At 72.6% G+C, this 24456-nt stretch carries 24 protein-coding genes; 8 read left to right on the top strand and 16 right to left on the bottom strand.

Going from position 1 to position 24456, the window contains the following annotated elements; genetic code table 11:
- Window positions 1-29: 29 nt before the first annotated feature.
- The 6 genes from hisH to BJ999_RS15155 form a co-directional block, all read right to left on the bottom strand.
- Window positions 30-665: an imidazole glycerol phosphate synthase subunit HisH gene (gene hisH / locus BJ999_RS15180; protein ID WP_179833908.1), complete on the bottom strand. Its 636-nt coding sequence runs from the start codon at window positions 663-665 to the stop codon at window positions 30-32.
- A gap of 13 nt (window positions 666-678) precedes the next feature.
- Entirely contained in the window at window positions 679-849 is a 171-nt protein-coding gene (locus BJ999_RS15175) for a hypothetical protein (RefSeq protein ID WP_179833907.1), read from the bottom strand.
- Window positions 850-851: 2 nt separating this feature from the next.
- Complete coding sequence (hisB, locus tag BJ999_RS15170) at window positions 852-1445, bottom strand: imidazoleglycerol-phosphate dehydratase HisB (protein ID WP_179833906.1); 594 nt, start codon at window positions 1443-1445, stop codon at window positions 852-854.
- Window positions 1442-2563, bottom strand: a complete 1122-nt coding sequence (locus BJ999_RS15165) for a histidinol-phosphate transaminase (protein ID WP_179833905.1) — start codon at window positions 2561-2563, stop codon at window positions 1442-1444. Before BJ999_RS15165 ends, hisB begins: the two co-directional genes overlap by 4 nt.
- Window positions 2560-3867 carry a histidinol dehydrogenase gene (gene hisD, locus BJ999_RS15160; protein WP_179833904.1) on the bottom strand — a complete coding sequence of 436 codons (1308 nt, stop codon included), beginning with the start codon at window positions 3865-3867 and terminating at the stop codon, window positions 2560-2562. The genes BJ999_RS15165 and hisD overlap by 4 nt, the downstream gene beginning before the upstream one ends.
- Window positions 3868-3948: 81 nt before the next feature.
- Window positions 3949-4761, bottom strand: a complete 813-nt coding sequence (locus BJ999_RS15155; protein ID WP_179833903.1) for a PhzF family phenazine biosynthesis protein — start codon at window positions 4759-4761, stop codon at window positions 3949-3951.
- A 121-nt stretch (window positions 4762-4882) separates the two neighbouring features.
- Here BJ999_RS15155 and BJ999_RS15150 point away from each other — a divergent pair, with 121 nt between their 5' ends.
- Complete coding sequence (locus BJ999_RS15150; RefSeq protein ID WP_179833902.1) at window positions 4883-5542, top strand: LON peptidase substrate-binding domain-containing protein; 660 nt, start codon at window positions 4883-4885, stop codon at window positions 5540-5542.
- A gap of 22 nt (window positions 5543-5564) precedes the next feature.
- The gene (gene ybaK, locus BJ999_RS15145) at window positions 5565-6062 is read left to right on the top strand and encodes a Cys-tRNA(Pro) deacylase (RefSeq protein ID WP_179833901.1); all 498 of its coding nucleotides are present in this window, start codon (window positions 5565-5567) and stop codon (window positions 6060-6062) included.
- Here ybaK and BJ999_RS15140 read toward each other — a convergent pair.
- Window positions 5946-6548, bottom strand: coding sequence for a hypothetical protein (locus tag BJ999_RS15140; RefSeq protein WP_229809911.1), 603 nt, complete (start codon window positions 6546-6548; stop codon window positions 5946-5948). The genes ybaK and BJ999_RS15140 overlap by 117 nt on opposite strands.
- A gap of 128 nt (window positions 6549-6676) precedes the next feature.
- Between BJ999_RS15140 and BJ999_RS15135 the strand changes: the two genes are divergently transcribed.
- Complete coding sequence (locus tag BJ999_RS15135; protein ID WP_179833900.1) at window positions 6677-7372, top strand: DUF6882 domain-containing protein; 696 nt, start codon at window positions 6677-6679, stop codon at window positions 7370-7372.
- 69 nt (window positions 7373-7441) lie between these two features.
- On the opposite strand, the gene dnaE is transcribed toward BJ999_RS15135, so the two are convergent.
- The gene (gene dnaE / locus BJ999_RS15130) at window positions 7442-10972 is read right to left on the bottom strand and encodes a DNA polymerase III subunit alpha (protein ID WP_179833899.1); all 3531 of its coding nucleotides are present in this window, start codon (window positions 10970-10972) and stop codon (window positions 7442-7444) included.
- A gap of 458 nt (window positions 10973-11430) precedes the next feature.
- On the opposite strand from dnaE, the gene BJ999_RS15125 reads away from it, so the two are divergent.
- Genes BJ999_RS15125 through BJ999_RS15115 form a run of 3 tightly spaced genes read left to right on the top strand, consistent with a single transcriptional unit; the run spans window position 11431 to window position 12889 of the window.
- Entirely contained in the window at window positions 11431-11793 is a 363-nt protein-coding gene (locus BJ999_RS15125; RefSeq protein ID WP_179833898.1) for a chorismate mutase, read from the top strand.
- Entirely contained in the window at window positions 11790-12581 is a 792-nt protein-coding gene (locus tag BJ999_RS15120; RefSeq protein WP_179833897.1) for an AzlC family ABC transporter permease, read from the top strand. The genes BJ999_RS15125 and BJ999_RS15120 overlap by 4 nt, the downstream gene beginning before the upstream one ends.
- Window positions 12578-12889 carry an AzlD domain-containing protein gene (locus BJ999_RS15115; protein ID WP_179833896.1) on the top strand — a complete coding sequence of 104 codons (312 nt, stop codon included), beginning with the start codon at window positions 12578-12580 and terminating at the stop codon, window positions 12887-12889. Before BJ999_RS15120 ends, BJ999_RS15115 begins: the two co-directional genes overlap by 4 nt.
- Window positions 12890-12891: 2 nt before the next feature.
- Here BJ999_RS15115 and BJ999_RS15110 read toward each other — a convergent pair whose 3' ends face one another.
- The 3 genes from BJ999_RS15110 to BJ999_RS42035 are packed head-to-tail and all read right to left on the bottom strand — an operon-like array spanning window position 12892 to window position 14923.
- Entirely contained in the window at window positions 12892-13824 is a 933-nt protein-coding gene (locus BJ999_RS15110) for an RluA family pseudouridine synthase (protein ID WP_179838554.1), read from the bottom strand.
- A complete protein-coding gene (gene lspA, locus BJ999_RS15105) occupies window positions 13824-14570 on the bottom strand; it encodes a signal peptidase II (protein WP_179833895.1) in 747 nt (248 codons plus the stop codon). The genes BJ999_RS15110 and lspA overlap by 1 nt, the downstream gene beginning before the upstream one ends.
- The gene (locus BJ999_RS42035) at window positions 14543-14923 is read right to left on the bottom strand and encodes a TraR/DksA family transcriptional regulator (RefSeq protein WP_229809944.1); all 381 of its coding nucleotides are present in this window, start codon (window positions 14921-14923) and stop codon (window positions 14543-14545) included. Before BJ999_RS42035 ends, lspA begins: the two co-directional genes overlap by 28 nt.
- Before the next feature lie 851 nt (window positions 14924-15774).
- On the opposite strand from BJ999_RS42035, the gene ileS reads away from it, so the two are divergent.
- Window positions 15775-18948 carry an isoleucine--tRNA ligase gene (ileS, locus tag BJ999_RS15095; protein WP_179833893.1) on the top strand — a complete coding sequence of 1058 codons (3174 nt, stop codon included), beginning with the start codon at window positions 15775-15777 and terminating at the stop codon, window positions 18946-18948.
- 335 nt (window positions 18949-19283) lie between these two features.
- On the top strand, window positions 19284-20117 hold the full coding sequence (locus tag BJ999_RS15090) for a DUF1707 SHOCT-like domain-containing protein (protein WP_308427161.1): 834 nt from the start codon (window positions 19284-19286) through the stop codon (window positions 20115-20117).
- Window positions 20118-20185: 68 nt separating this feature from the next.
- Here BJ999_RS15090 and BJ999_RS15085 read toward each other — a convergent pair whose 3' ends face one another.
- The 5 genes from BJ999_RS15085 to BJ999_RS15065 form a co-directional block, all read right to left on the bottom strand.
- Entirely contained in the window at window positions 20186-21613 is a 1428-nt protein-coding gene (locus BJ999_RS15085) for a hypothetical protein (RefSeq protein WP_179833892.1), read from the bottom strand.
- A gap of 153 nt (window positions 21614-21766) precedes the next feature.
- Window positions 21767-22687 carry a DivIVA domain-containing protein gene (locus tag BJ999_RS15080; protein ID WP_179833891.1) on the bottom strand — a complete coding sequence of 307 codons (921 nt, stop codon included), beginning with the start codon at window positions 22685-22687 and terminating at the stop codon, window positions 21767-21769.
- Between the two features lie 57 nt (window positions 22688-22744).
- Complete coding sequence (locus BJ999_RS15075; protein ID WP_173397743.1) at window positions 22745-23041, bottom strand: YggT family protein; 297 nt, start codon at window positions 23039-23041, stop codon at window positions 22745-22747.
- Between the two features lie 21 nt (window positions 23042-23062).
- Window positions 23063-23599: a cell division protein SepF gene (locus BJ999_RS15070; RefSeq protein ID WP_179833890.1), complete on the bottom strand. Its 537-nt coding sequence runs from the start codon at window positions 23597-23599 to the stop codon at window positions 23063-23065.
- Between the two features lie 105 nt (window positions 23600-23704).
- Window positions 23705-24400 (bottom strand): YggS family pyridoxal phosphate-dependent enzyme, encoded by a 696-nt coding sequence (locus BJ999_RS15065; RefSeq protein ID WP_179838552.1) that lies wholly within the window; start codon window positions 24398-24400, stop codon window positions 23705-23707.
- Between the last annotated feature and the right edge of the window lie 56 nt (window positions 24401-24456).

Raw genomic sequence — 24456 nt, 5'->3', positions numbered from 1 at the left:
AACCCTATCGATGCAGATGGGACGGGTGCCTAGGCCAGGGTGGCGAGCCAGTTGCGCAGGAGGTGGGCGCCGGCGTCGCCGGACTTCTCCGGGTGGAACTGGGTGGCGCACAGGGGGCCGTTCTCGACCGCGGCGACGAAGCGGTCGCCGTGCTCGGACCAGGTGACCAGGGGCGCCGGGATGGTGCCGGTCGGGTCGGTCTCCAGGTCCCAGCTGCGGGCCGCGTAGGAGTGGACGAAGTAGAAGCGCTCGTCGCGCAGGCCCTCGAAGAGCACGGAGCCCTCGGGGACATCCACCGTGTTCCACCCCATGTGCGGGACGACCGGGGCGTTCAGGCGGTCGACCGTGCCCGGCCACTCGTCGCAGCCCTGGGTGGTGACGCCGTGCTCGATGCCCTTGGAGAACAGGATCTGCATGCCGACGCAGATGCCGAGGACGGGGCGGCCGCCCGCCAGGCGGCGGCCGATGATCTGGTCGCCGTGCACCGAGCGCAGGCCCGCCATGCAGGCGGCGAACGCGCCGACGCCCGGGACGACCAGGCCGTCGGCGGCGAGCGCGGCGTCCCGGTCGGCGGTGACGGTCACCTCCGCGCCGGCGCGGGCCACCGCGCGCTCGGCGGAGCGCAGGTTCCCCGAGCCGTAGTCCAGGATGACGATCTTCTTCACGGCCGGATCACCCTCACGACCACATCACTCCCCCGGCGACGGCCGCCCCGGCGAGCACCAGCAGGAGCAGCGCGGCGATCTTGAGACCCTGCTTGACGAAGCTGTACACGCCCGCCAGCAGGAACACGGCGACCGCGAAGATCGCCACGGTGCCGTAGGTGAGGTGCAGGCCACCGATGTCCACGGCTACAGGGCCCCCTTGGTGGAGGGGATGCCGTGCACCTTCGGGTCGAACGCCACGGCGTCGCGCAGCGCGCGGGCGAGGGCCTTGAACTGCGCCTCGACGATGTGGTGGGCGTTGCGGCCGTAGGGGACGTGGACGTGCAGCGCGACCCGCGCGTTCGACACGAACGACTCGAGGATGTGCCGGGTCATCGTGGTGTCGTACTCGGGGCCGATCATCGGCGCCATGCCGTCCGGCTCCACGTGCACCAGGTAGGGGCGCCCGGAGACGTCCACGGTGACCTGGGCGAGCGCCTCGTCGAGCGGAATGGAGGCGTCGGCGAAGCGGCGAATGCCGGACTTGTCGCCCAGCGCCTCGCGGAACGCCGCGCCGAGCGCGATCGCGGTGTCCTCGATGGTGTGGTGGCTGTCGATGTGCAGGTCGCCGGTGGTCTTGACGGTCAGGTCGAACGACCCGTGCTTGCCGAGCTGCGCCAGCATGTGGTCGAAGAACCCCACGCCGGTCGCGACGTCGACCTGCCCGGTGCCGTCGAGGTCGATCTCCACGAGGACCTGGGTCTCCCCGGTCCCGCGCTCGACTCGTCCCTTGCGCGTCACAGACTCTCCTCGCTGTTCTCGGTGCCGGCTCCGCGCGCCTGCCGGAGCGCGGTGCGGAAGGCGGCCATCTCCGCCGGGGTGCCGACGCTGACCCGCAGCCACTCGGGCGGGCCCACCTCCCGGATCAGCACGCCGCGTTCCAGCAGGTCCTCCCAGACGCGGCGGCGGTCGGGGAACGTCCCGAACAGGACGAAGTTGGCGTCGGAGTCGGCGACCCGGAGCCCCTCGGCGCGCAGCCACGCGACGAGGTCGTCGCGCTCGCGGCGCAGCGCGTCGACGCCGCCGAGCAGCTCCTCGCCGTGGGCGAGGGCGGTGCGCGCGACGGCCTGGGTGACGGCCGACAGGTGGTAGGGCAGCCGGACGAGCAGCAGCGCCTCGATCACGGCGGGGGCGGCGGCCAGGTAGCCGAGCCGGGCCCCGGCCATCGCGAACGCCTTGGACATCGTCCGGGTGACGATCAGCCGCGGGTGGCCGTCCAGCAGCGTCAGCGCGGAGGGGGTGCCCGCGCGGCGGAACTCGGCGTAGGCCTCGTCGACGACGACCATGCCGGGCGCGGCCGCGAGGACGGCCTCGATCGCGTCGAGGGGCAGCGCGGTGCCGGTCGGGTTGTTGGGCGAGGTCAGGAACACGACGTCGGGGCGGTGCTCCTCGACGGCCGCGACCGCGCGCTCGGGTTCGAGGCCGAAGTCCTCGTCGCGGAAGGCGTTCACCCAGCGGGTCCCGGACACCCCGGTGATGATCGGGTGCATCGAGTAGGACGGCTCGAAGCCGAGCGCGGTGCGGCCGGCCCCGCCGAACGCCTGCAGGATCTGCTGGATGATCTCGTTGGAGCCGTTCGCGGCCCACACCCGGGCCGCGGTGAGGCCCGCGCCGGGCGTGTCGGCGTTCAGGAAGGCGGCGAGGTCCTCGCGGAGCGCGACCGCGTCCCGGTCGGGGTAGCGGTTCAGCGACCCGGCGACGTCCATGACGGCCTCGCCGAGGGCCTTCACGAGCCGCTCGGACGGCGGGTAGGGGTTCTCGTTGGTGTTCAGCGCGTACGGGACGTCCAGCTGGGGCGCGCCGTAGGGCTCCCGGCCGCGCAGGTCGTCCCGCAGCGGCAGGTCGTTGAGCGAGGTCACGAAGGGATCTCCCAGTCGAAGCGGGCCTTGAGGGCGGCGCCGTGGGCGGGCAGGTCCTCGGCCTCGGCGAGCGCGACGACGCGCGCGGTGGCCTCGGCGAGGGCGTCGCGGTCGTACTCGACGACGTGCACTCCGCGCAGGAACGACTGGACCGACAGCCCGGAGGAGTGGCAGGCGCACCCGCCGGTCGGCAGGACGTGGTTGGACCCGGCCAGGTAGTCGCCGAGCGACACCGGCGCGTACCGGCCCACGAAGACCGCCCCGGCGTTGCGGACGCGCGCGGCGACCGCGGCGGCGTCGGCGGTCTGGATCTCCAGGTGCTCGGCGGCGTAGGCGTCCACGACCTTCAGTCCGTCGTCGACGTCGTCGACCAGGACGATGCCGGACTGCCGCCCGGCCAGCGCCTCGGTGATCCGCTCGTTGTGCCGGGCGCGGGCCACCTGCGCCTTCACCTCGGCCTCGACCTCGTCGGCGAGCCGCACCGAGTCGGTCACCAGGACGGCGGCCGCGAGCGTGTCGTGCTCGGCCTGGCTGATCAGGTCGGCGGCGACCTCCACCGGGTCGGCGGTGCCGTCGGCGAGGATCGCGATCTCCGTCGGGCCGGCCTCGGCGTCGATGCCGATCACGCCCTTGAGCAGCCGCTTGGCGGCGGCGACGTAGACGTTGCCGGGCCCGGTGACCAGATCGGCGCGCGGGCACTCGTCGGTGCCGTAGGCGAACATCGCGATCGCCTGCGCGCCGCCCGCGGCGTACACCTCGTCGACGCCGAGCAGCGCGCACGCGGCGAGGATCGAGGGGTGCGGCAGCCCGCCGAAGTCCTTCTGCGCGGGCGAGGTGACGGCGAGGGAGCCGACGCCCGCCTCCTGCGCGGGGACGACGTTCATGACCACGCTGGACGGGTAGACGGCGCGGCCGCCCGGCACGTACAGGCCGACGCGCCCGACCGGGATCCACCGCTCGGTGACGGTGCCGCCGGGCACGACCTGCGTGGTGACGTCCGTGCGGCGCTGGGCGCGGTGCACGGCGCGAGCCCGGCGGATGCTCTCCTCCAGCGCGTCCCGGACGGCCGGATCGAGGTCGGCGAGCGCCCGGTGCACGACCTCGACCGGGACCCGGACGCGCTCCAGCTCGACCCCGTCGAGCCGGCCGGTGTGCTCCCGTACCGCCGCCGAGCCGCGATGGCGCACGTCCTCGCAGATGGGCCGCACCTTGTCCAGGGCGGCCTCGACGTCGAGTTCGGCGCGGGGCAGCACGGAGCGCAGATCGCCGGGAAGCGAGCCGCGCAGGTCGATACGGGAAATCACCCGTCCAGTCTACGGAGTGCCCTCCGTCCCTCGCGCACCGTCTCACGTCCCGAGACGCCCGTGTCGGCCCGGTGCGGGGAGTCAGACCCGCAGGGCGCCGTCCAGGACGGTGACGGCCCGGCCGGCGAGGGTCACCCGGTCGCCGTGCAGGGCCACGCGGACGTACCCGCCGCGCGGCGACGCCTGGTAGCCGGTCAGGGCGTCGCGGCCGAGGCGCTCGGCCCAGTAGGGAGCGAGGGCGCAGTGGGCGGAGCCGGTCACCGGGTCCTCGGCGTCGCCGGGCAGGACGCGCGGCGCGAAGAACCGGGACACGAAGTCGTGGTCCCGGCCGGGGGCGGCGGCCGCCGTGACGATCACGCCGCGGGCGTCGATCCCGGCGAGCGCCCGGACGTCCGGGGCGAGGTCCCGCACGGAGGTCTCGTCCGGGACCTCGGCCAGCAGGTCGTTCTGGGCGTTGCGCCCGGTGTGCAGCACCTTGGCGCCGAGTGCCTCCGCGAGCCCCCCGGGCACCTCGACGGGGTCGGCGCGCATCACCGGGAAGTCCATCGCCAGCGCGCCGTCCTCCTCCGGGGTGACGGTGAGGACGCCGCTTCTGAGCGTGCGGAACCTGATCGGGCGCCCCGCCTCGGCCGTCCCCGTCTCGTAGAGGGCGTGGGCGGAACCGAGGGTGGCGTGCCCGCAGAGGGCGACCTCCGTCTTCGGGGTGAACCACCGCACCTCGAAGTCGGCGCCCCCGTCCTGGAGCGGACGGACGAACGCTGTCTCGGAATGCCGCATCTCCGCGGCGACGCGCTGCATCCATGCGGCGTCGGCGGCACCGGTGAGCAGGCACACCCCGGCGGGGTTGCCGGCGAACGCGCGGCCGGCGAAGGCGTCGACGACGAGCATCCTCATGGCGCCGACGTTACACCTGCTTCACCCTGTGAAAAATCACCCCTTACCAAGATCATCATTTGCGACGTACCCTGGCGGCACGGGCGTTTCCGGTTGCGCCCAGGAGCGCGGGAGAGAAGATGTGACCGAGCGGCTCGCCCTGTTCCCCCTCGGCACCGTGCTGTTCCCCGGCCTGGTGCTCCCCCTGCACCTGTTCGAGGACCGCTACCGCCGGCTGGTCGCCGACCTCCTCGAACTGCCCGAGCCCCGCGGTTTCGGCGTCGTCGGCATCGAACTCGGCCACGAGGTCGGCGAGGGCGCGGCGCACCGCCTCGCCGAGGTCGGCTGCGTCGCCGAGCTGCGCGAGGTGACGCCCCACCCGGACGGGCGGTACGACATCGTCGCCGTCGGCGCACGGCGGTTCCGGCTGAAGGAGCTGGACCGGTCCCGGCCCTACCTGCAGGGCGAGGTCGAGTTCCTGCCCGAGGAGCCCGGCGCCGACCCTGAGCCCGCCGCGGCTCGGGTCCGGCGGCTGTTCCGGAGCTACCGGCGGCGCCTCGGCGCGGCCGGCGCGGGCCCGCTGGAGGAGATCGACCCGGGCGACCCGGTCGCGCTGTCGTATGCGATCGCGGCGTCGCTCGTGCTGGACGGGCACGAGAAGCAGCGCCTGCTGGAGCACGAGGACGCGGCGCTGCGGCTGGCGGCGGAGGGCGAGCTGCTGGCCAGGGAGAACCGCATCCTGGACGTGCTCCCGATGATCCCCGCCGGGCAGTTCCTGGACGGGTCGTTCACGCCGAACTGAGCGATCACGGCAGACTGCCCCCATGAGCACTGCCAAGGCCAAGGGCGGCAAGGGCACCCCCGCGACGATCGCCGCGGCGAAGGCCGGCGTCGAGTTCACGCTGCACGCCTACGAGGTGGACCCGAACGCCGAGTCCTACGGGGAGGCCGCCGCCGACGCCCTCGGCGTCCCGCACGACCGGCTCTTCAAGACGCTGCTGGCCGAGATCGACGGGAACCTCGCGGTCGGTGTCGTCCCGGTGTCGTCCACCCTCGACCTGAAGGCGCTCGCGGCGGCGGCCGGCGGCAAGAAGGCCCGGATGGCCGACCCCCGCGACGCCGAGCGCGCCACCGGGTACGTCGTCGGCGGGATCAGCCCGCTCGGGCAGCGCAGGCGGCTGCCGACCGTGGTCGACGCGTCGGCGTCAGGACTCGCGACCGTCTACGTCTCGGCCGGCCGGCGCGGACTCCAGATCGAACTCGTCCCCGCCGACCTCGTCCGCCTCACCGGCGCCCGCGTCGCCGCCATCGCCCGCGGGTAGCCGCCGCACGACCAGTTCCAGCAGCCCGTAGGCGGCGACCGCCGGCAGCGCCCAGAACACCAGCACGCCCTTGGCGCGCAGGTCGGCGACGCCGGTGACGGTGGTGCCGTCGCGCCCGTGCCGGACCGCGTCCTCGAAGTGCCCGAGGCCGATCAGGTGGCCGGTCTGCCAGGCGAGGACGGCCGCGGCGGCGCCGCCCACGGCCAGCCCGAGCAGCAGCGCGGAGTCGTTGCCGCGCCCGCCCGCCAGGTAGGCGCCGACGCCGCACGCGATCCCGGCGACGAGCGCGATCAGGGCGAAGCGGGCGTCGATTCCGATCGGGCCCTGGCCTTCCGGGTCGGCCAGAAGGGCCTCACCCTGCACGACCACGTACGTCACCTCGGGGACGACCGCCGCCCACAGCAGGCCGGCGAGCGGCCCCAGCAACGTGACGACGGCGCTGGTGACCGCCCAGATCGCCAAGAGCCTCCCGGTGGGTCGCCGCACCTCGTACGCTCCTAGTTGCAAGTCGTCCGACAGCGAAAGCCTAGCCTGCCCCGGTCAGCCGATCGACTCTCGAAGGGTGTCCGATTCCCGCCCACGGCAGCCCCGATTACTGGGATAATGTGCCCGACATGTCCGGATTCAGCCCTGCGTTCGAACGCCTCGGCGCCGCACTGGCGGCCGTCGTCCTGCAGCAGCAGGAGACGCTCGCCGAGTTCCTGCCGCGCGAGGACTGGAGCGCCGACCTGACCGCCCGCAGCTACACCAGCGGCGGCGTCACGGTCCGCGTCTCGCTGCTCGGCAGCTACGCCGCCCGCGAGCGCACCTGGCTGTGGGGCTGGGCCAACCCCCAGTTCGGCGACGCGCACCCCGCCGTCGCCCCGACCCTGGTCATCCGGGCCATCGGCGAACGGCTCGGGATCACCGAGTTCACCACCCCCGAGATCGACCTGTCCTGGTACGAGGGCCCCGCCGGGCACGGCGGCGAACTGATCGCGATGGCCGCCGGCGGCGTCCTCGGCGGCGCCGGATACATCGGCGCGGGCTACGACGGCGGCTCCGCCTACCTGCACGTCGACGACCCCCAGGCGCCGCCCGCCCAGTGGGACCCCGTCCCCCTCCCCCGCCTGGTGGCCAACGCCGCCAGCCTCTTCCCCCACGAGCCGCGCCTCACCCTCGCCGGGCTCCTGTCGCACCACCGCGTCCCCTACCGGCAGAGCGACGTCCTCACCGAAGTGTCCCTCCCCGGCGGCGGCACCGCCCGCGCCCACTTCGACGGAATCGGCCGCTTCGTCGACTGGAGAGCCGAGCTCATTGCGGTTTCCTAGGTTCGGGCCTGGGGCCCGAACCCGAGAAACCGCGTGTGGTGCTCACTGCGCCGGACGTCGAACGCCTCCTCAGCCCAGGCAGGAGGGGCCCAGGAGTTGTTTCAGGTCGCCCATCAGGGCTGGGGACGGTGCCACGCGGAGCCTGTCGTCCAGGCGGACGACGGTCGTGCGCGGGCCGTTCTGGAGGTGGAGGTGCACCTCGGCGGTGCCGGGGTGGGTGATCAGCACCTCCTTGAGGCGGGAGACCGTGGGGGGCGTGCAGCGGCCGAGCGGCATCGTGACCGAGAGCGGGCCGGTCGCGTCGGTGACGCTGAGGTCGGGCTGGACGACCTCCATCGCGATGATCTTCGCGACGTCCTCGCGGCGGTCCAGGCGGCCCTTGACGACGAGGATGGCATCCTCGGCGAGGAGGGTCGAGCACAGCTGGTAGGACGACGGGAAGCACATCACCTCGATGGAGCCGCCGAGGTCCTCCAGCTGGAACATGGCCCAGGAGTTGCCCTGCTTGGTGACCTTGCGCTGGAGGCCGGAGAGCAGCCCGGCCACGATGACCACCTGGCCGTCGGGACGCTCGCCGCCGTTGAGGACGGCGATCGTGCAGTCGGCCTCCCGTTCGAGGATGTGCTCGACGCCGAGGAGCGGGTGGTCCGACACGTACAGGCCGAGCATCTCCCGCTCGAAGGCGAGAAGGGTGGTCTTGTCCCACTCCTCGGCCTCGGGGATCGCGACGGCGAAGGCGTCCTCGCCGCCGTCGTCCTCCAGGGCGCCGAACAGGGAGTCCTGGCCGACGGCCTCCTTGCGCTTGATGTCGATGACCGAGTCGATGGCCTGCTCGTGCACCATCAGCAGCGCCTTGCGCTGGTGGCCGAGCTCGTCGAACGCGCCCGCCTTGATCAGCGACTCCACCACCCGCTTGTTGCACACCGGCGGCGGGACCTTGTTGAGGAAGTCGTTGAAGTCGGTGTAGGCGCCCTTCTCGCGGCGGGCCGCGACGATCCCGTCCACGACGTTGGTGCCGACGTTGCGGACGGCCGACAGACCGAACCGGATCTCGGTGTCGCCGAGCGGGGTGAAGTCGGCCTCGGAGGTGTTGACGTCGGGCGGCAGCACCTTCAGGCCCATCCGGCGGCACTCCGACAGGTACAGGGCGCTCTTGTCCTTGTCGTCGCCGACGGAGGTGAGCACGCCCGCCATGTACTCGGCCGGGTAGTTCGCCTTGAGGTAGGCCGTCCAGTAGGAGACGAGGCCGTACGCGGCGGAGTGCGCCTTGTTGAAGGCGTAGTCGGAGAAGGGGACGAGGATGTCCCACAGCGTCTTCACGGCCTCCTTGGAGAAACCGTTGTCGATCATGCCCTGCTCGAACCCGACGAACTGGGCGTCCAGCTCGGCCTTCTTCTTCTTGCCCATGACGCGGCGCAGCAGGTCCGCCTTGCCGAGCGTGTAGCCCGCAACCTTCTGCGCGATCGCCATGACCTGCTCCTGGTAGACGATCAGGCCGTAGGTGGTGTCGAGGATCTCCCTGAGCGGCTCCTCCAGCTCCGGGTGGATCGGGGTGATCTCCTGCGCGCCGTTCTTGCGCAGCGCGTAGTTGGTGTGGGAGTTCGCGCCCATCGGGCCCGGCCGGTACAGGGCGCCCACGGCGGAGATGTCCTCGAAGTTGTCCGGCTTCATCAGCCGGAGCAGGGAGCGCATGGGGCCGCCGTCGAACTGGAAGACGCCGAGGGTGTCGCCGCGGGCGAGCAGGTCGTAGGTCTTCTGGTCGTCCAGCGAGAGGGCGAGCAGGTCGACCTCGACGCCCTTGTTCTTCCGGATGCCCTTGAGCGCGTCGTCGATGATCGTCAGGTTGCGCAGGCCGAGGAAGTCCATCTTCAGCAGGCCGAGCGACTCGCAGGTCGGGTAGTCGAACTGCGTGATGATCGCCCCGTCGGCGTCCCGGCGCATGATCGGGATGTGGTCGGTGATCGTCTCACCGGACATGATGACCCCGGCGGCGTGCACGCCGGTCTGGCGGATCAGCCCCTCCAGGCCCTGCGCCAGGTCCATGATCTGCTTGACGTCGGTCTCTTCCTCGTACAGCTTGCGCAGCTCGCCCGCCTCGCCGTAGCGCGGGTGCTTGTCGTCGAAGATGCCCGACAGCGGGATGTCCTTGCCCATGACGGCGGGCGGGAACGCCTTGGAGATGCGGTCGCCGAGCGCGTACGGGAAGCCGAGGACGCGGCCCGCGTCCTTGATGGCGGCCTTCGCCTTGATGGTGCCGAACGTGGCGATGAAGGAGACCTTGTCGGCCCCCCACTTCTCGGTCGTGTACCTGATGACCTCGGCCCGCCGGTCTTCAGGGAAGTCGATGTCGATGTCGGGCATGGACGCGCGCTCGGGGTTCAGGAACCGCTCGAAGATCAGCCCGTGCGGGATGGGGTCGAGGTCGGTGATGCCCATCGCGTAGGCGATCAGCGAGCCCGCGGCGCTGCCGCGGCCGGGGCCGACCAGGATGCCGTTCTCCTTGGCCCACATGATGAAGTCGGCGACGACGAGGAAGTAGGACGGGTACCCCTTGCCGAGGATGACGCCCATCTCGTACTCGGCCTGCTCCTTGTAGCCGTCCGGGAGGCCGTCCGGGAAGCGGCGCTCCAGGCCCTTCCAGACCTCCTTGCGGAACCAGCTCTCCTCGGTCTCGCCCTCCGGGACGGGGAACCGGGGGCTGAGGTCGCGGTACTCGAACATCCCGGCGGGGTCGACGCGCTCGGCGATCAGCAGGGTGTTCCTGCAGCCCTCGGCCCAGATGTCGGAGGAGTCGATGGCGCGCATCTCGTCGGCGGTCTTCAGGTAGTAGCCGCTGCCGTCGAACCGGAACCGGTCGGGGTCGGCGAGCTGCTTGCCCACCTGCACGCACAGCAGCGCGTCGTGGGCGGTGGCCTCGGACTCGTGCGTGTAGTGGGAGTCGTTGGTGACGACCGGCGGGATGTTCAGCCGCTTGCTGATCTCGATGAGGCCGTCGCGGACGCGGCGCTCGATGTCGAGGCCGTGGTCCATCAGCTCCAGGAAGTAGTTCTCCTTGCCGAGGATGTCCTGGAAGTTCGCGGCGGCCTTCAGCGCCTCGTCGAACTGGCCGAGCCGCAGCCGGGTCTGGACCTTGCCGGACGGGCAGCCGGTGGTGGCCATCAGGCCCTCGGAGTGCTCGGCGAGCAGCTCCTCGTCCATGCGCGCGTACTTGAAGACGAAGCCCTCGGTGTAGGCGCGGCTGGAGAGCTTGAAGAGGTTGTGCAGGCCGGCCCTGTTGCGCGCCCACAGCGTCATGTGGTTGATCAGGCCGCCGCCGGAGACGTCGTCGCGCTTCTGGCTCGGCTCGCCCCACTGGATCTTCTTCTTGTGGAACCGGGACTCCGGCGCCATGTAGGCCTCGATGCCGATGATCGGGGTGACGCCGGCCGCGGTCGCCTGCCTGTGGAAGTCGTAGGCGCCGTGCATGTTGCCGTGGTCGGTCATCGCGATCGCCGGCATCTTCTGCCGGCCGACCTCCTCGAACATCTGCTTCAACCGGGCGGCTCCGTCGAGCATGGAGTACTCGGTGTGAACGTGCAGGTGAACGAAAGAGTCGGCCATGCGTGCTGCGCCTCCTGCTCGTCGCATGCGACCGCCCACGTGCAGGATCGGCACGTGGTCGCGGCATCGGTACCGGGGGAAGGTCGTCGGGCCGGCGGGCGCCGGAACGACGCGGCTCTGAGAGCCTAACCCGCATCCCTGGTCACTCGCGCCCCGACGCGCCCAATCCCGGGAGACCCCTTCCGGTCGTCTCGAAGCCCGGGACGGGAGGTCCGGAGTTTGGCCGCCGGGGCGGCACGGAATACGATCGTCCCCGTGGAACGTCGCCATTTCAGGTTTACGCAGCCGGCTCCGGGTGAGCCGGTCGCCCCCGCGACCTAGCGACGACCCCGGAGCCGGCCGAGGCAGAGTCCAAGGGGACTCTGCCTTTCTGCTGGAGCTGCCTTTTCTGCTGATCAGGCGCGGCCCGGGGCACCTGCTCCCCTCGCCCGGACGGGCCGCACGAGAGGGGACCCGAGATGAACGACCAGGTGATCGATCCCGCCGCCGCGGACGCGGGCTGCCCGGCCTGCGGGCCGTCCGGCGAGGTGCGGGTCGCGCTGCCGTCGGCCGCCGCCATCACCACGCTCGCCGAGGCCCGCGAGGCGATCGACGGCCTCGACGCCGCCCTCGCGACGCTGCTGGAGCACCGCACCGCGGTCGCCGCCGTCGTCCAGCGGCTCAAGCCGGTCGGCGGCTTCGCCGGCCGCGACCCCGAGCGCGAGCGGCGGATCGTCGAGGCCATGGCGGCGCACGCCCCGTCCCTCGGCCCGGACCGGCTCGCTCCCATCGTGAACGCGATCATCGAGGCGGGGCTGGACGCGGCCGAGTCCGGCCGATGAGCGCGCACGGGTCCGCGCGGGCGGCCGGTGAGGGCGTCCCCGACGAGCCCGCTCGTGACGACGCCGCACCGGACCAGAGCGCTCCGGACGAGAACGCCCTGGAGGAGGGCGCTCCGGACGAGGCCGCGCGGGCCGCGGCGGTCCGCGACGGGCTCAGCGTGGGCGTCGCCGTCGGGGTGTCCGGCCTGGCGTTCGGCGCGGCGGCGGTGACGGCGGGGCTGACCGTCGCGCAGGCGTGCGCCCTGAGCCTGCTGGCGTTCACGGGCGCGTCCCAGTTCGCGCTGGCCGGGGTGATCGGCGGGGGCGGCGGGCTGGTCGCCGGGACGCTCGGCGCGGTCCTGCTCGGCGGGCGCAACGCCCTGTACGGGATGCGGCTCGCGGCGACGCTCGGCGTGCGCGGCCGGCGCAGGCTGGTCACCGCGCACGTCGTCATCGACGAGACGGCCGCCGTGGCGACCGCGCAGCGCGGCCGGGACGCCGCCCGCGCCGGGTTCTACACGACGGCGATCACCCTCTACCTGGTGTGGAACCTCACCACGCTGCTGGGCGGGGTGGGCGCGGCGCGGCTGGGCGACCCCGAGGCCGTGGGCCTGGACGTCCTCGGCCCGGCGGCGTTCCTCGCCCTGCTCTGGCCGCGGCTCACCGGCGGGCGGGCGGCGGTCCGCGTCGCCGTCGCCGCGGCGGTGATCGCGGTGGCGGCGACGCCGGTCCTGCCGCCGGGCGTGCCGGTCATGCTGGCCGCCGTCGCCGCGCTGCCCGCGCTGCTCGGCCGGAGGGCGGCGCCGTGAGCGTCTGGATCGCGGTGATCGCCACCGGGCTCGGCTGCTACGCGCTGAAGCTCGGCGGGCTCGTCACCCCGCGCCGGATGCTGGACGACCCGCGGGTGCGCCGGTTCACCGAACTGGTCCCGGTGGCGCTGCTCACAGCGCTGATCGCCGTCCAGGCGCTCGCCGACGGCCGGACCCTGGAGTTGGACGCCGCGCGGCTGGCGGGCCTGGGCGCCGCCGTCGCCGCGCTCCTGCTGCGCGCGCCGTTCCTGGTGGTGCTGGTCGCCGCGGCCGGTGTCGCTGCTGGGCTGCGCCTGCTCGGCCTCTGAGCTCAGGACTCCGCCGCGACGATCTCCAGGGCGCGGGCCAGGTCGTCCGGGTAGGGGCTCTCGAACTCCACCCACTCGCCCCTGGTGGGGTGCTCGAACCCGAGCCGGACGGCGTGCAGCCACTGCCGCCTGAGGCCGAGGCGCTCCGCCAGGGTCGGGTCGGCGCCGTAGGCCATGTCGCCCACGCACGGGTGCCGGATCGCGGACATGTGGACGCGGATCTGGTGCGTGCGGCCCGTCTCCAGGTCGATGTCGAGCAGCGAGGCGGCCCGGAACGCCTCGACGGTGTCGTAGTGGGTGACGGACGGCTTTCCGCCCGCGACGACCGCGAACCGGCCGTCCCCGGAGGGGTGCCGGTCGATGGGGGCGTCGACCGTCCCGCGGAACGGGTCGGGATGGCCCTGCACGAGCGCCTGGTAGCGCTTGTCGATGCGGCGCTCCTTGAACGCGCGCTTGAGCCGCGAGTAGGCGACCTCGCTCTTCGCCACGACCATGGCGCCGGTGGTGTTGGCGTCCAGCCGGTGCACGATCCCCTGCCGCTCGGACGCGCCGCTGGTGGCGATCGTGTGCCCGGCCCCGAGCAGCCCGCCGAGGACGGTGGGGCCCGTCCAGCCGGTGGTCGGGTGGGCGGCGACGCCGACCGGCTTGTTCACCACGACGATGTCGTCGTCCTCGAAAAGCACGCCCATCCCGGGGACGGGCTCGGCGACCGGGGCGGGCGGCGCGGGCGGCGGCGGGAGCGTGACCTCCAGCCAGGCGCCGGCGTGCAGCCGCTCGGACTTGGTGGCCACGGGCGCGCCGTCCAGCACGACGTCGCCCGCGGCGATGATGTCGGCGGCGCTGCCGCGCGACAGCCCGAACAGCCGCGCCAGCGCGGCGTCGATCCGCTCGCCCTCCAGTCCATCCGGGACGGGGAGGCTCCGCACGTCGCCCATCATGACTTCTCCTCCGGGGCCGGGACCTCGGCCCCGTCCTCGGGCTCACGGGCGGGTGCGTCCTCGGGGGCGTCTTTCGGGGGGTCCTTGGGGGCCTCGCCCTCGGCGGCGCCGCCCTTGCCGGGGGAGGTCCCCGCTTCCGGACTCTCGCCCGCGTTCGGAGCACCGTCCGTGCCGGGGGCATCGTCCTTGAGGCGCGTCCCGTCCACCTGGAGGCCGCGCGCCGCCAGCAGGACGGCCAGCACGCCGCCGCAGACGATCGCGGAGTCGGCCAGGTTGAACACCGGCCAGTGCGGCAGCTGGATCCAGTCGACGACGTGGCCCTTCAGCGGGGCCGGGGCCCGCAGCAGCCGGTCGATGAGGTTGCCGACCGCGCCGCCGAGCAGCAGCCCGAGGCAGACCGCCCACGGCGCGCTGCGCAGGTTCCGGGCGGTCCGCAGGATCGCCACGACCACCCCGCAGGCGATCAGCGTGAACACGATGGTGTAGCCGGTGCCGATCGAGAACGCGGCGCCGCTGTTGCGGGTCTCGCGCAGCGTCAGCAGCCCGCCGAGCAGCCGGACCGGCGCGCGGTCCTGCAGCGTCGACACCACGATGATCTTGGACACGATGTCGGCGGCGAGCGCGGCCAGGGCCACGGCGACCAGCACGCCGACGCGGCGCGGCCGGGGAGATCCCGCGGTCTCCCCGGCCTGCCGCTCTGGGTTCGTTGAGTCGCTCAGCGACGTTCCTCGCGTTGTTTGCATGTCACACACAGGGTCGCACGCGGAAAGGCCTGGAGGCGCGCCTTGCCGATCGGCCTGGCGCAGGACTCGCAGATCCCGTACGTGCCGGCGTCCATCCGCTGGACGGCCCGCTCGATCTGGGCGAGCAGGTCCTGTGAATTGTAGGCCAGAGCGAGCTCGTGCTCGCGCTCGTAGGTCTTGGCGCCCGCGTCGGCCTGGTCGTCGCCCGCCCCGTCGCTGGCGTCGCCCTCGGCGATCTGGCTGGCGGAGGCGGCGATCTCGCTGCGCAGCCCCTGGACCTGCTCCTCCAATCCAGCCCGCACCTCGGCCAGCTCACCCGGCGTCCACTGGTGCTCCCCCTCGCGGACCGGCAGCTCCGCGGCCGCCGTCCTCGCCGGTTCCCGCGCGTCCGGCGCCGCCGCCTCGCCGGTCTTCGCGGCCGTCCCGCCCTTGCCGCGCTTCGCGGGTCCGCGCCCGGCCCCCGGCCTGCCCGGCTTCACGGCAGGGCCCTTCGCGGGGTTCTTGGCGGCGCCCGGCTTGGCCGGGCCCTTTGCGGCTCTCCCCTTTCCGGCGGCGCCCTTTCCAGGAGCGTCTTTCTCAGCCGTCCCTTTTTCTGCCGCGCCTTTCCCAGCCGAACCCGTTCTCGCGCCGGGCGTCCTGGTCTGGGACGGCCGCGCCGCGCCCCGGCTCTTGCTTGCGGCGGGCGTCGCGCCCCTCATCGCGCCGGCCATGTCGGCCTCCCTCGCGCTGGTCGCCTCGACGGGCAGTGCGGGCAGCATTGGTCCCCTCTCTCGGACACGGTAAACAACCTGGGCCGCGTTACCGACCGCTTATGCCCGGTCGCCGAACGCATGGAAACTCCAGCACGGCGTACGAGATCGCAAAGGAACCGTGTCCCCCGGACGGGAAAAGGGGAAGAGCCGGGGTCCGGCGTGCGTTAAGGTCGGGACCAGCAGTCGCATGGCAGGCACTGATGGGGACACCTGCCGCCGCACGCAGCCATGAGCGACCCGGGGACGGTGCGAGCCCGGGGGCGAGCCCGGCGGTCTGATCACCCCGGAGCCGCCGGAAGAACCGCCCCGCCGAGGGGCCCAGTAGATCCGGCCGCCCAGACTGGAACGAAGCGGACCGCGCCGTACGGGCACGGTCAAGGAGGGTGGTACCGCGGGGCAGCCGCCTCGTCCCTCCGGTCAACGTGTTCGCGTCGATCCGGAGGTCCGCCATCGTGAGCCGAGGTTTTCGGCCGCTGCCCGCGCAGGTCGATCTGCCCGCCCTGGAGCGGGACATGCTGCGCCGCTGGCAGGAGAACAAGGTCTTCGAGCGGTCGCTCGAGCGCACCGCGTCCGGGACCCCGTGGGTGTTCTACGAGGGGCCTCCGACCGCCAACGGGATGCCCGGCGTCCACCACGTCGAGGCCCGCGTCTTCAAGGACGTCTTCCCGCGCTTCAAGACCATGAAGGGCCACCACGTCCCGCGCAAGGCCGGCTGGGACTGCCACGGCCTGCCCGTCGAGGTCGCCGTCGAGAAGGAGCTCGGCCTCACCGGCAAGAAGGACATCGAGGAGTACGGCGTCGCGGAGTTCAACGCCCGCTGCCGCGAATCGGTCCTGCGCCACGTGGACGCCTTCGAGGAGATGACCGAGCGGATGGGCTACTGGGTCAACACCGACCAGGCCTACCGCACGATGGACCCCGAGTACGTCGAGGCCGTCTGGTGGTCCCTGAAGCAGGTGTTCGACAAGGGCCTGCTGTTCCGCGACTTCCGCATCACGCCGTACTGCCCGCGCTGCGGGACGGGCCTGTCGGACCACGAGCTGGGCCAGCCGGGCGGGTACGAGACCGTGTCCAGCCCGTCGGTGTTCGTGCGGATGCCCGTCACGTCCGGCCCGCTGGCCGAGATGGACGCCGCGCTGCTGATCTGGACGACGACCCCCTGGACGCTGGTGTCGAACACCGCCGTGGCCGTCCACCCGGACGTCACGTACGTGGCCGCCCGGCCGCAGGGGTCCGACGAGGTGCTCGTGGTGGCCGAACCCCTGGTCGACCAGGTCCTCGGCGAGGGCGCCGAGCGGCTCGCCACGTTCCAGGGCACCGAGCTCGAGCGGACCCCCTACCGGCGGCCGTTCGACCTCGTCGACATCCCCGACGCGCACTACGTCGTCCTGGGCGACTACGTCACCGTGGAGGACGGCACCGGGCTCGTCCACCAGGCCCCCGCGTTCGGCGGCGACGACATGACCGTCTGCAAGAACTACGGCATGCCGATCGTCAACCCGATCGGGCCGGACGGGCGGTTCCTGCGTGAGGTGCCCCTGGTCGGCAACAAGTTCTTCAAGGACGCCGACGAGCCGCTCACCGAGGACCTGCGCGCGCGCGGGCTACTGTTCCGCGGCGGGCACTTCGACCACAGCTACCCCCACTGCTGGCGCTGCCACACGCCGCTGCTCTACTACGCGCTCCCGGCCTGGTACATCCGCACCACGCAGATCAAGGACCGGCTGCTGGAGGAGAACGAGAAGACCAACTGGTACCCCGAGACCGTCAAGCACGGCCGGTACGGGGAGTGGCTGCGCAACAACGTCGACTGGTCGCTGTCCCGCAGCCGCTACTGGGGCACGCCGCTCCCCCTGTGGGTCTGCGGCGAGGACGAGGAGCACGTCACCTGCGTCGGGTCGCTGAAGGAACTGGGCGAGCTGGCGGGAAGCGACCTGTCCGCGCTCGACCCGCACCGCCCGTACGTGGACGACGTCACGTTCCCCTGCCCGAAGTGCGGGACGGAGGCGCGCCGCGTCCCGGACGTCATCGACGCCTGGTACGACTCCGGGTCCATGCCGTTCGCGCAGTGGGGCGCCCCCCACCGCAACAACGAGGTCTTCGAGGACGCCTACCCGGCCCAGTACATCTGCGAGGCCCAGGACCAGACCCGCGGATGGTTCTACTCGCTCATGGCCGTCGGGACGCTGGTGTTCGACCAGTCGTCCTACGAGAACGTCGTGTGCCTCGGCCTGATCCTCGCCGAGGACGGCCGCAAGATGAGCAAGCACCTCGGCAACGTGCTGCGCCCCATCCCGCTGATGGACCAGCACGGCGCCGACGCGGTGCGCTGGTTCATGGCCGCGAGCGGGCTGCCGTGGGCGTCCCGCCGTGTCGGGCACGGCGCCCTTGAGGAGATCGTCCGCAAGGTCCTCCTCACCTACTGGAACACCGCGTCCTTCTTCGTCCTGTACGCCAACGCGGCGCAGGCGCAGGGGCGTGCGTGGACGCCCGACCGGCTTCCCGAGGCCCCCGCCCCCGCCGACCGCCCGCTCCTGGACCGCTGGGCGCTCGCCGAGCTGCACCGCACCGTCCGCGAGGTCGACGCCGCGCTGGAGGAGTTCGACACCGCCCGCGCGGGACGCCGGCTCTCGCAGTTCGTGGACGACCTGTCCAACTGGTACGTGCGGCGCTCCCGGCGGCGCTTCTGGGAGGGCCCGGAGACACCCGAGGGCTCGGCCGCGTTCGCGACGCTCTACGAGTGCCTGGAGACTCTCACCCGGTTGATGGCGCCGATCGTCCCGTTCATCACCGACCACGTCTGGGACGTGATCCGCCCCGAGGACGGCTCCGAGTCGGTGCACCTCACCGCCTGGCCCACCGTCGACGAGAGCCTCCTCGACGAGGAGCTGACCGAGCGGATGGCGCTCGTCCGCCGCCTGGTCGAGCTCGGCCGGTCCGCGCGGGCCGCCAGCGGCGTGCGGACCCGGCAGCCCCTCGGCCGCGCCCTGGTCGGCGCGCCCGGCTGGTCCGCGCTGCCCGAGCAGCTGCGCGCGCAGATCTCCGAGGAGCTGAACGTGCTCGGCTTCGAGGAGCTGTCCTCGATCGGCGGCGACCTGGTCGAGTACGAGGTCAAGCCCAACTTCCGCGAGCTGGGCAAGCGGTACGCCAAGGACACCCCGAAGGTCGCCAAGGCGATCACCTCCGCGGATCCGGCCGCCCTCGTCCAGGCGCTGCGGGCGGGCTCGGCGCAGGTCGAGGCCGACGGCGTCGGCGCGGTGCCGCTCGGCCCGGACGATGTGATCGTCACCGAGCGCCCGCGCAGCGGGTGGGCGGTCGAGAGCGCCGCCGGCGAGACGGTCGCGCTCGACCTCACCGTCACGCCCGAACTGCGCCGCGCGGGACTGGTGCGGGAGGCCGTCCGGCTCGTCCAGGAGGGCCGCAAGGCCGCCGGGCTGGAGGTGACCGACCGCATCGACCTGTGGTGGGAGGCCACCGGCACCGACCTCGCCGAGGCGCTGCGCGCCCACGGCGACGAGGTCGCCGCCGAGGTCCTCGCCGCCACGGTCGCCGAGGGCCGCCCCGAGGGCCTGACCGCCACCCGCGACGAGGACCTCGGCCTCACGTACTACCTCCGCAAGGCGTGACCCTCTCCGCCGCGGCCCCGCCCCCTCCGGGCCCGGCCGCGGCGGAGCCCCCGCACAACCGAAGACCCTTCACAACCGAGAACCGCCCACAACCGAGACCCCAACGCGACCAAGAACCCCACGCGACCGAGGCCCCTCGTGATGGAGAACCCCTCGCGACCAAGGCCCCCTCTTGCTGGAAGCCCCCTCGGGGGTGGGGTGACTGCCACGAGCAGGGACTCCGCGAGGAAGGACTCTGCGGCCGGGGCGCTCGGCGCGATTGGAGGCTTTCGCGGTTTCGGAGAAATTTCGGGATGGGGTTCTTCGCGACACATCGCGTTTGCGATGATGGACCCGTGAATCTTCCCGAGCAGCCGTCCGGTTCCGAGCCGCCCGCGCGCCCCTCCCCCGCGAGCATGCGCGCGTCGGACGCCGATCGTGACGAGGTCGCCGACCGCCTGCGCGAGGCCCTGGCCGAGGGACGCATCACGCCGGAGGAGCACGCCGAGCGCATCGACGTCGTCTACAACGCCAAGACCTACGCCGAGCTGGAGCCCGTGCTCAGCGACCTGCCCTCGCAGGACATGCCGCGACCGCGGGTCGACCTGCGCAAGGAGCAGGCGCCCGCCCCGCCCGCGCCGCAGTCGCCCCACCTCGTGGCGATCTTCAGCGGGGTGGAGCGCAAGGGGCGCTGGCTGGTCGAGCCGACCACCACCGTCACCTGCGTGTTCGGCGGCGCGGAGCTGGACCTCCGGCAGGCGGTCCTCAGCAGGAACGAGGTGACCCTCTCGGTCACCTGCCTGTTCGGCGGCGTGAACATCGTGGTGCCGCCGGGTGTGCGGGTCGTCGGCTCCAACTTCGCGGTCTTCGGCGGCACGGACCTGCCCGAGGACGACACCACGGATCCGGACGCGCCCGTCATCCGGCTGACCGGGGTGCTGCTGTTCGGCGGCATCTCGGTCGAGCGCAGGGCCGTGGGCGAGAAGCGCGGCCGCGCCCGGCACCGGGAGCGCCACCAGCTTCACCGTCACCACTCGGAACTGCACCTTCAGCACCAGGAACTGCACCGCGAGCATCGCGAGCACCGCGAGGAGAGGCGGCGGGCGCACCGAGAGCGGCGCGAGGAGCGGCGGGACGTGCGCCGGGACCGCCTCCGCGAACTGCGCGACGAACGGCACCAAGGCCGCTGACCCCGGACGGCTGCGGCCGCCCGGGGCTCAGCCGGACACGAGCCGGGCCTGTTCGAGCCGGGGCGGGGTCAGTCGCGGGCGTGCTCGCGGTCGGGCTGGCAGACCAGGCAGGGCGTGCAGCCCCGGGCCTTGGCCTCCGCGCGTGACAGCGACTCCAGGTCGTCGGCCTCGTCGCCGATGTCCTCGATGAGGGCGCAGTCGACGCGGTGGTAGCGCTTGGTGCCGCTCAGGATGCGGACCAGCGGGCCGTCGGCGCCGGACTCCTCCGCCGCGTCGCCGGCGGACGGCTCGGGCTCGCGCTCCCCGGCGAGCTCGGCGCCGGACGGCTCGTGCCCCGGCGCGGGGACGTCCTCGCCGCCGGCGTCGCCGAACGGTGCGGTGCCGAGGTCGGCGGTGACGTCCGGCGGCGCGGATTCGGTCGCAGCGCCCTGTTCCGCACTCCGCCGGTCCTCGGCCTCGGCGTCGGCGGATTCGGCCCTCTCCGGCGCCGTGGAGGCCTCCTCGGCGGTGTCGCCGGAAGCGAAGAGGCCCGCGACCGGCATGTCGGTGCGGGTGGGCCCGGCCTTGGTCCGCTTCGGGGCGCTCGCGTCCTCGGCGCTCCGGTCATCGGCCTCGTCGGCGGCGTGCTCGCCTGCCCGCGGAATCTCGGCCGTCTTGTCGAACCCGCCGGGCTTGTCGAAGGCACTGGGCTTGTCGAAGGAGCTGGGCTCGTCGAAGGAGCTGGGCTTGTCGAAGGAGCTGGGCTCGTCGAAAGCGCCTGGCTCGTCGAACGAGGTGGGCTTGTCGAAAGCGCCGGGCTCGTCGAACGAGGTGGGCGCTGGCTTGGCGAGGCCGGCGAGGCCGCTCTCGGATCGCTCGGCACCGGGCTTGCGGGCCGCGGGCGCGGTCCCCGCCGCCTTGCTCGCGTCGGAGGACGCGGGTGCCGACGCCGCGGCGCGCGCCGCCAGTGCGGTGTCGGGCAGGCAGGCGGTGCAGGGGCTGAACCCCTCCTCCTTGGCCTCGGCGTAGGTGAGCTCCTCGGTGTCACGGCCGGCGAGCTGCCGGCAGGTGTCGAGGTGGTAGCGCTTGCGGCCGCGGACGACGAAGACCAGCGTGTCGTCGGGGACGTCGACGGCGGGCGCGGGGATCTCGACCTCGTCGTCGGCCGGGTCGGCCGGGGGCTTGGCCTCCACGGCGCCCTGCGCGTCCTTGGCCGGAACGGACGCGGCCGGGGCGCTGTCCTTGCGCTTGGCCCGCTTGTCCTTCTTGGCCTTCTGCGCCTTCTTGCTCGGGCGGGCCGGGCCCGGCGACGCACCTGGGCCGAAAAGCTCCTTGCGCCGCAGGAACACCCCGATGGCCAGGCACACCGCGGAGACGATGCTGACGGCGATCGAGATGTAGATCACCACCAGGGCGTCCAGGCCGAAGACCTGGGCACTGTCTCCGTTGCCCGCGACGATTCCCGCTACCAGCAGGGCGATCGCCACCACCACGAGAACGCCACTCAGGATGATCACAGGGTCACTCCCACTCGTTCAGACCGCTAGGCTCCGGGCCGCGCGAAAAAGCCGGCGGCCGGCCCAGGGCACGACCACCCGGCGCCGCGGGGATGGCTGCGCGCCATCCCCGGCGCGGCGATCGGAACGACACTATCGCCTGAGGCGCCCGTGTCAGCGCCTGTCGTGCGGCGGGTTGTCGCCGCCGGAGTGGAAAGCGCCCGTCGCCGAGTGCTGGACCTGCTGGGCGTGCTCGGGCGCGGGGAAGGTGCCCGGCGCCGGCGCGCCACCGCCGTTGCGGTTCTCGGCGTGCGGCAGGGCGTTCTGCGGGCCCGTCTGCGGACCTGCCTGGGGCGAGTTCTGCTGCGTCTGCACGGGCGCCGCGCCCGGGACGGCGGCGAACGCGCCGGTCTCGGTGCTGCCCGCCTCCAGGTCGCGCAGCTGGCCCTCCAGGTAGACCTTCAGGCGGCTGCGGTACTCGCGCTCGAAGGCGCGCAGGTTGTCGACCTCGCGCTCGAGCTCCTCGCGCTGCTGCACGAGCGAGCCCATGACCTGGCGGTGCCGCTCCTGGGCGTCGCGGTCGAGGGCCTCGGCGCGGGAGCGGGCCTCGCTGACGATCTGGTCGGCCTGCCGGCGGGCCTTGCCGAGGATCTCCTCGGCCTCGCGGCGGGCGCGGCCGAGCGTCTCGTCGGCCTCGCGCCGGGCGTCGGCGATCGCCTGGTCGGCGGTCTGCTGCGCGAGCGCCAGCACGCGGGCCGCGGTGTCCATGTTGTCCTCACCGGTGGGAGCCGGGGACATGCCGAGGCCGCCGAGGACGGGCTCCGGCTCGGGCTGCGGCACCGGCTCGGGGCGGGGAGGCTCGGGGATCTTCTGGATGTCCGGCTTGGGCTCCACGATGGGAGCGGCCATGGCGGGAACCTTGCCGCGCAGGCACTCGGCCAGCTTGGCCCGCAGTTCCTCGTTCTCCTGGATGAGGCGGTCGAGCTCGGCCTCGACCTCGTCGAGGAAGGCGTCCACCTCCTCCTCGTCGTACCCCGGCCTCAGCCTGGTGGTACTGAACTGCTTGTTCCGCACATCGGCGGGTGTCAGCGGCATGTTCTCGTCTCCTTGGCGCGCTTGGAGTCTGTCCCCGAAGGACGGTATCCGATCGACCTAACCTCCGCCGAATATGGAACCGACGAAGACGATCAAGACCCAGACCACAAGGATGAGGACCGTGAAGCTGAGGTCCAGGGCAACGTTACCCAGCCGGATGGGCGGGATGAAACGCCTGAGGAGTTTCAGCGGCGGATCGGTGACCGTGTAGGTCACCTCGGCGATCACCAGCACCACCCCGGTCGGCTTCCACTGCCGGGCGAACGACTGCAGGACCTCCAGGACCAGCCTGCCGATCAGGAACAGCAGGAAGAGGTACAGAACCCCCTGCAGTACGGATCCAACGATGTTCACGGATACTCTCGCATGCGACTCTCAGCTCTGGTTGAAGAACCCACGTTCTGCCATCCGGGCCTTGTCCTCCGCCGTCACCTCGACGTTGACGGGCGACAGCAGGAACACCTTGTTGGTAACACGCTCGATGCTGCCGTGCAGCCCGAACACGAGACCCGCCGCGAAGTCGACCAGCCGCTTGGCGTCGCTGTCGACCATCTCGGTCAGATTCATGATCACCGGCGTGCCCTCCCGGAAGTGCTCCCCGATCGTCCTCGCCTCGTTGTAGGTCCTCGGATGCAGCGTAGTGATACGCGCAAGGTCGGTGGTACCGGACTCGTAGAGCGCCACGGACCGTCGCTCGATGGTCGACGTGGAGTGATGATCGCGATCGCGGTCCGGCGCCTCTTCGGCTCGGGTAAGCTGACCGCCGGATTCGTCATCGCGACGGCGGCCCTGCCCGGTGTCGGTCTCCTCGTCGTAGACCTCGTACTCGTCGTATTCGCCGTACTTGTCGTCGTAGCGGTCGTCCTCCACAAGGCCGAGGTAGACCGCCATCTTGCGCATCGCGCTGGCCATACGTCCCTCCGTGTCCTGTGGCCTCGGCGCCGGGCGCGTCCGGCCCCGCCGTTGGACTGATCCGTTGTGGCGTCCCGCGTTCAGGCAGGTACCACTGGGGGGACATTACCTGACGATTGCCCGTCGGCCGCCGAGCAACGCCGTACCGATCCGCAGGTGTGTCGCGCCGCACGCGATCGCCTGCTCCAGATCGCCGCTCATACCCGCACTGACGATCCGCGCGTCCGGATGGTTCCGCCTCATTTGCGCCGCCGTCTCCGCGAGCCGGGCGAAGGCGGGCAGCGGGTCCGCGCCGAGGGGCGCGACGGCCATCACGCCGCCGAGCTCCAGGCCGGGCGCGGCGGCGATCTCGTCCGCCAGCCCGGGGACGTCGCCGGGTACGGCCCCGCCCCTCTCCCCCACCTCGCCCTTCTTCCCCGCCTCGTCCAGCGAGACCTGCACCAGGCAGCGGAGCGGGCGTCCGGTGCGGGCGGCGCCCTCCGCGAGGGCCGTGACCAGCCGCGGACGGTCCACGGAGTGCACGACGTCGGCGTAGCCGGCCACGGCGCGCGCCTTGTTGGTCTGGAGTCGCCCGACGAAATGCCAGGTGAGCGGGAGGTCGGCGCAGTCGGCGGCCTTCGGGCGGGCCTCCTGGTCGCGGTTCTCCCCGACCTCGGCGACGCCCAGCCCGGCCAGCAGCCGCACGTCGGACGCGGGGAACGTCTTGGTCACCGCGATCAGCGTGATCTCGTCCTCGGCCCGGCCGGCGGCCGCGCACGCGGCGGCGATGCGCGCCCGGACGGCGGCCAGGCCCTCGGCGATCTCGGCGCACCGCTCGGCCGCGGCGCGGTCTCCTGCCGTGTCGTCTCCGGCGGCGC

The organism is Actinomadura citrea, assembly GCF_013409045.1.
In the GTDB taxonomy this organism is placed as follows: Bacteria; Actinomycetota; Actinomycetes; order Streptosporangiales; family Streptosporangiaceae; genus Spirillospora; species Spirillospora citrea.
This window is presented reverse-complemented; position numbering and strand designations above follow the sequence as displayed.

Bases quoted from the DNA above. Each gene is read 5' to 3' on its own strand.
- BJ999_RS15155 (WP_179833903.1), bottom strand. From the start codon at position 4,761: ATGAGGATGCTCGTCGTCGACGCCTTCGCCGGCCGCGCGTTCGCCGGC.
- ybaK (WP_179833901.1), top strand. From the start codon at position 5,565: ATGAGCACTGCCAAGGCCAAGGGCGGCAAGGGCACCCCCGCGACGATC.
- BJ999_RS15135 (WP_179833900.1), top strand. From the start codon at position 6,677: ATGTCCGGATTCAGCCCTGCGTTCGAACGCCTCGGCGCCGCACTGGCG.
- dnaE (WP_179833899.1), bottom strand. From the start codon at position 10,972: ATGGCCGACTCTTTCGTTCACCTGCACGTTCACACCGAGTACTCCATG.
- BJ999_RS15125 (WP_179833898.1), top strand. From the start codon at position 11,431: ATGAACGACCAGGTGATCGATCCCGCCGCCGCGGACGCGGGCTGCCCG.
- BJ999_RS15120 (WP_179833897.1), top strand. From the start codon at position 11,790: ATGAGCGCGCACGGGTCCGCGCGGGCGGCCGGTGAGGGCGTCCCCGAC.
- BJ999_RS15110 (WP_179838554.1), bottom strand. From the start codon at position 13,824: ATGGGCGACGTGCGGAGCCTCCCCGTCCCGGATGGACTGGAGGGCGAG.
- lspA (WP_179833895.1), bottom strand. From the start codon at position 14,570: ATGCAAACAACGCGAGGAACGTCGCTGAGCGACTCAACGAACCCAGAG.
- BJ999_RS15080 (WP_179833891.1), bottom strand. From the start codon at position 22,687: ATGCCGCTGACACCCGCCGATGTGCGGAACAAGCAGTTCAGTACCACC.
- BJ999_RS15070 (WP_179833890.1), bottom strand. From the start codon at position 23,599: ATGGCCAGCGCGATGCGCAAGATGGCGGTCTACCTCGGCCTTGTGGAG.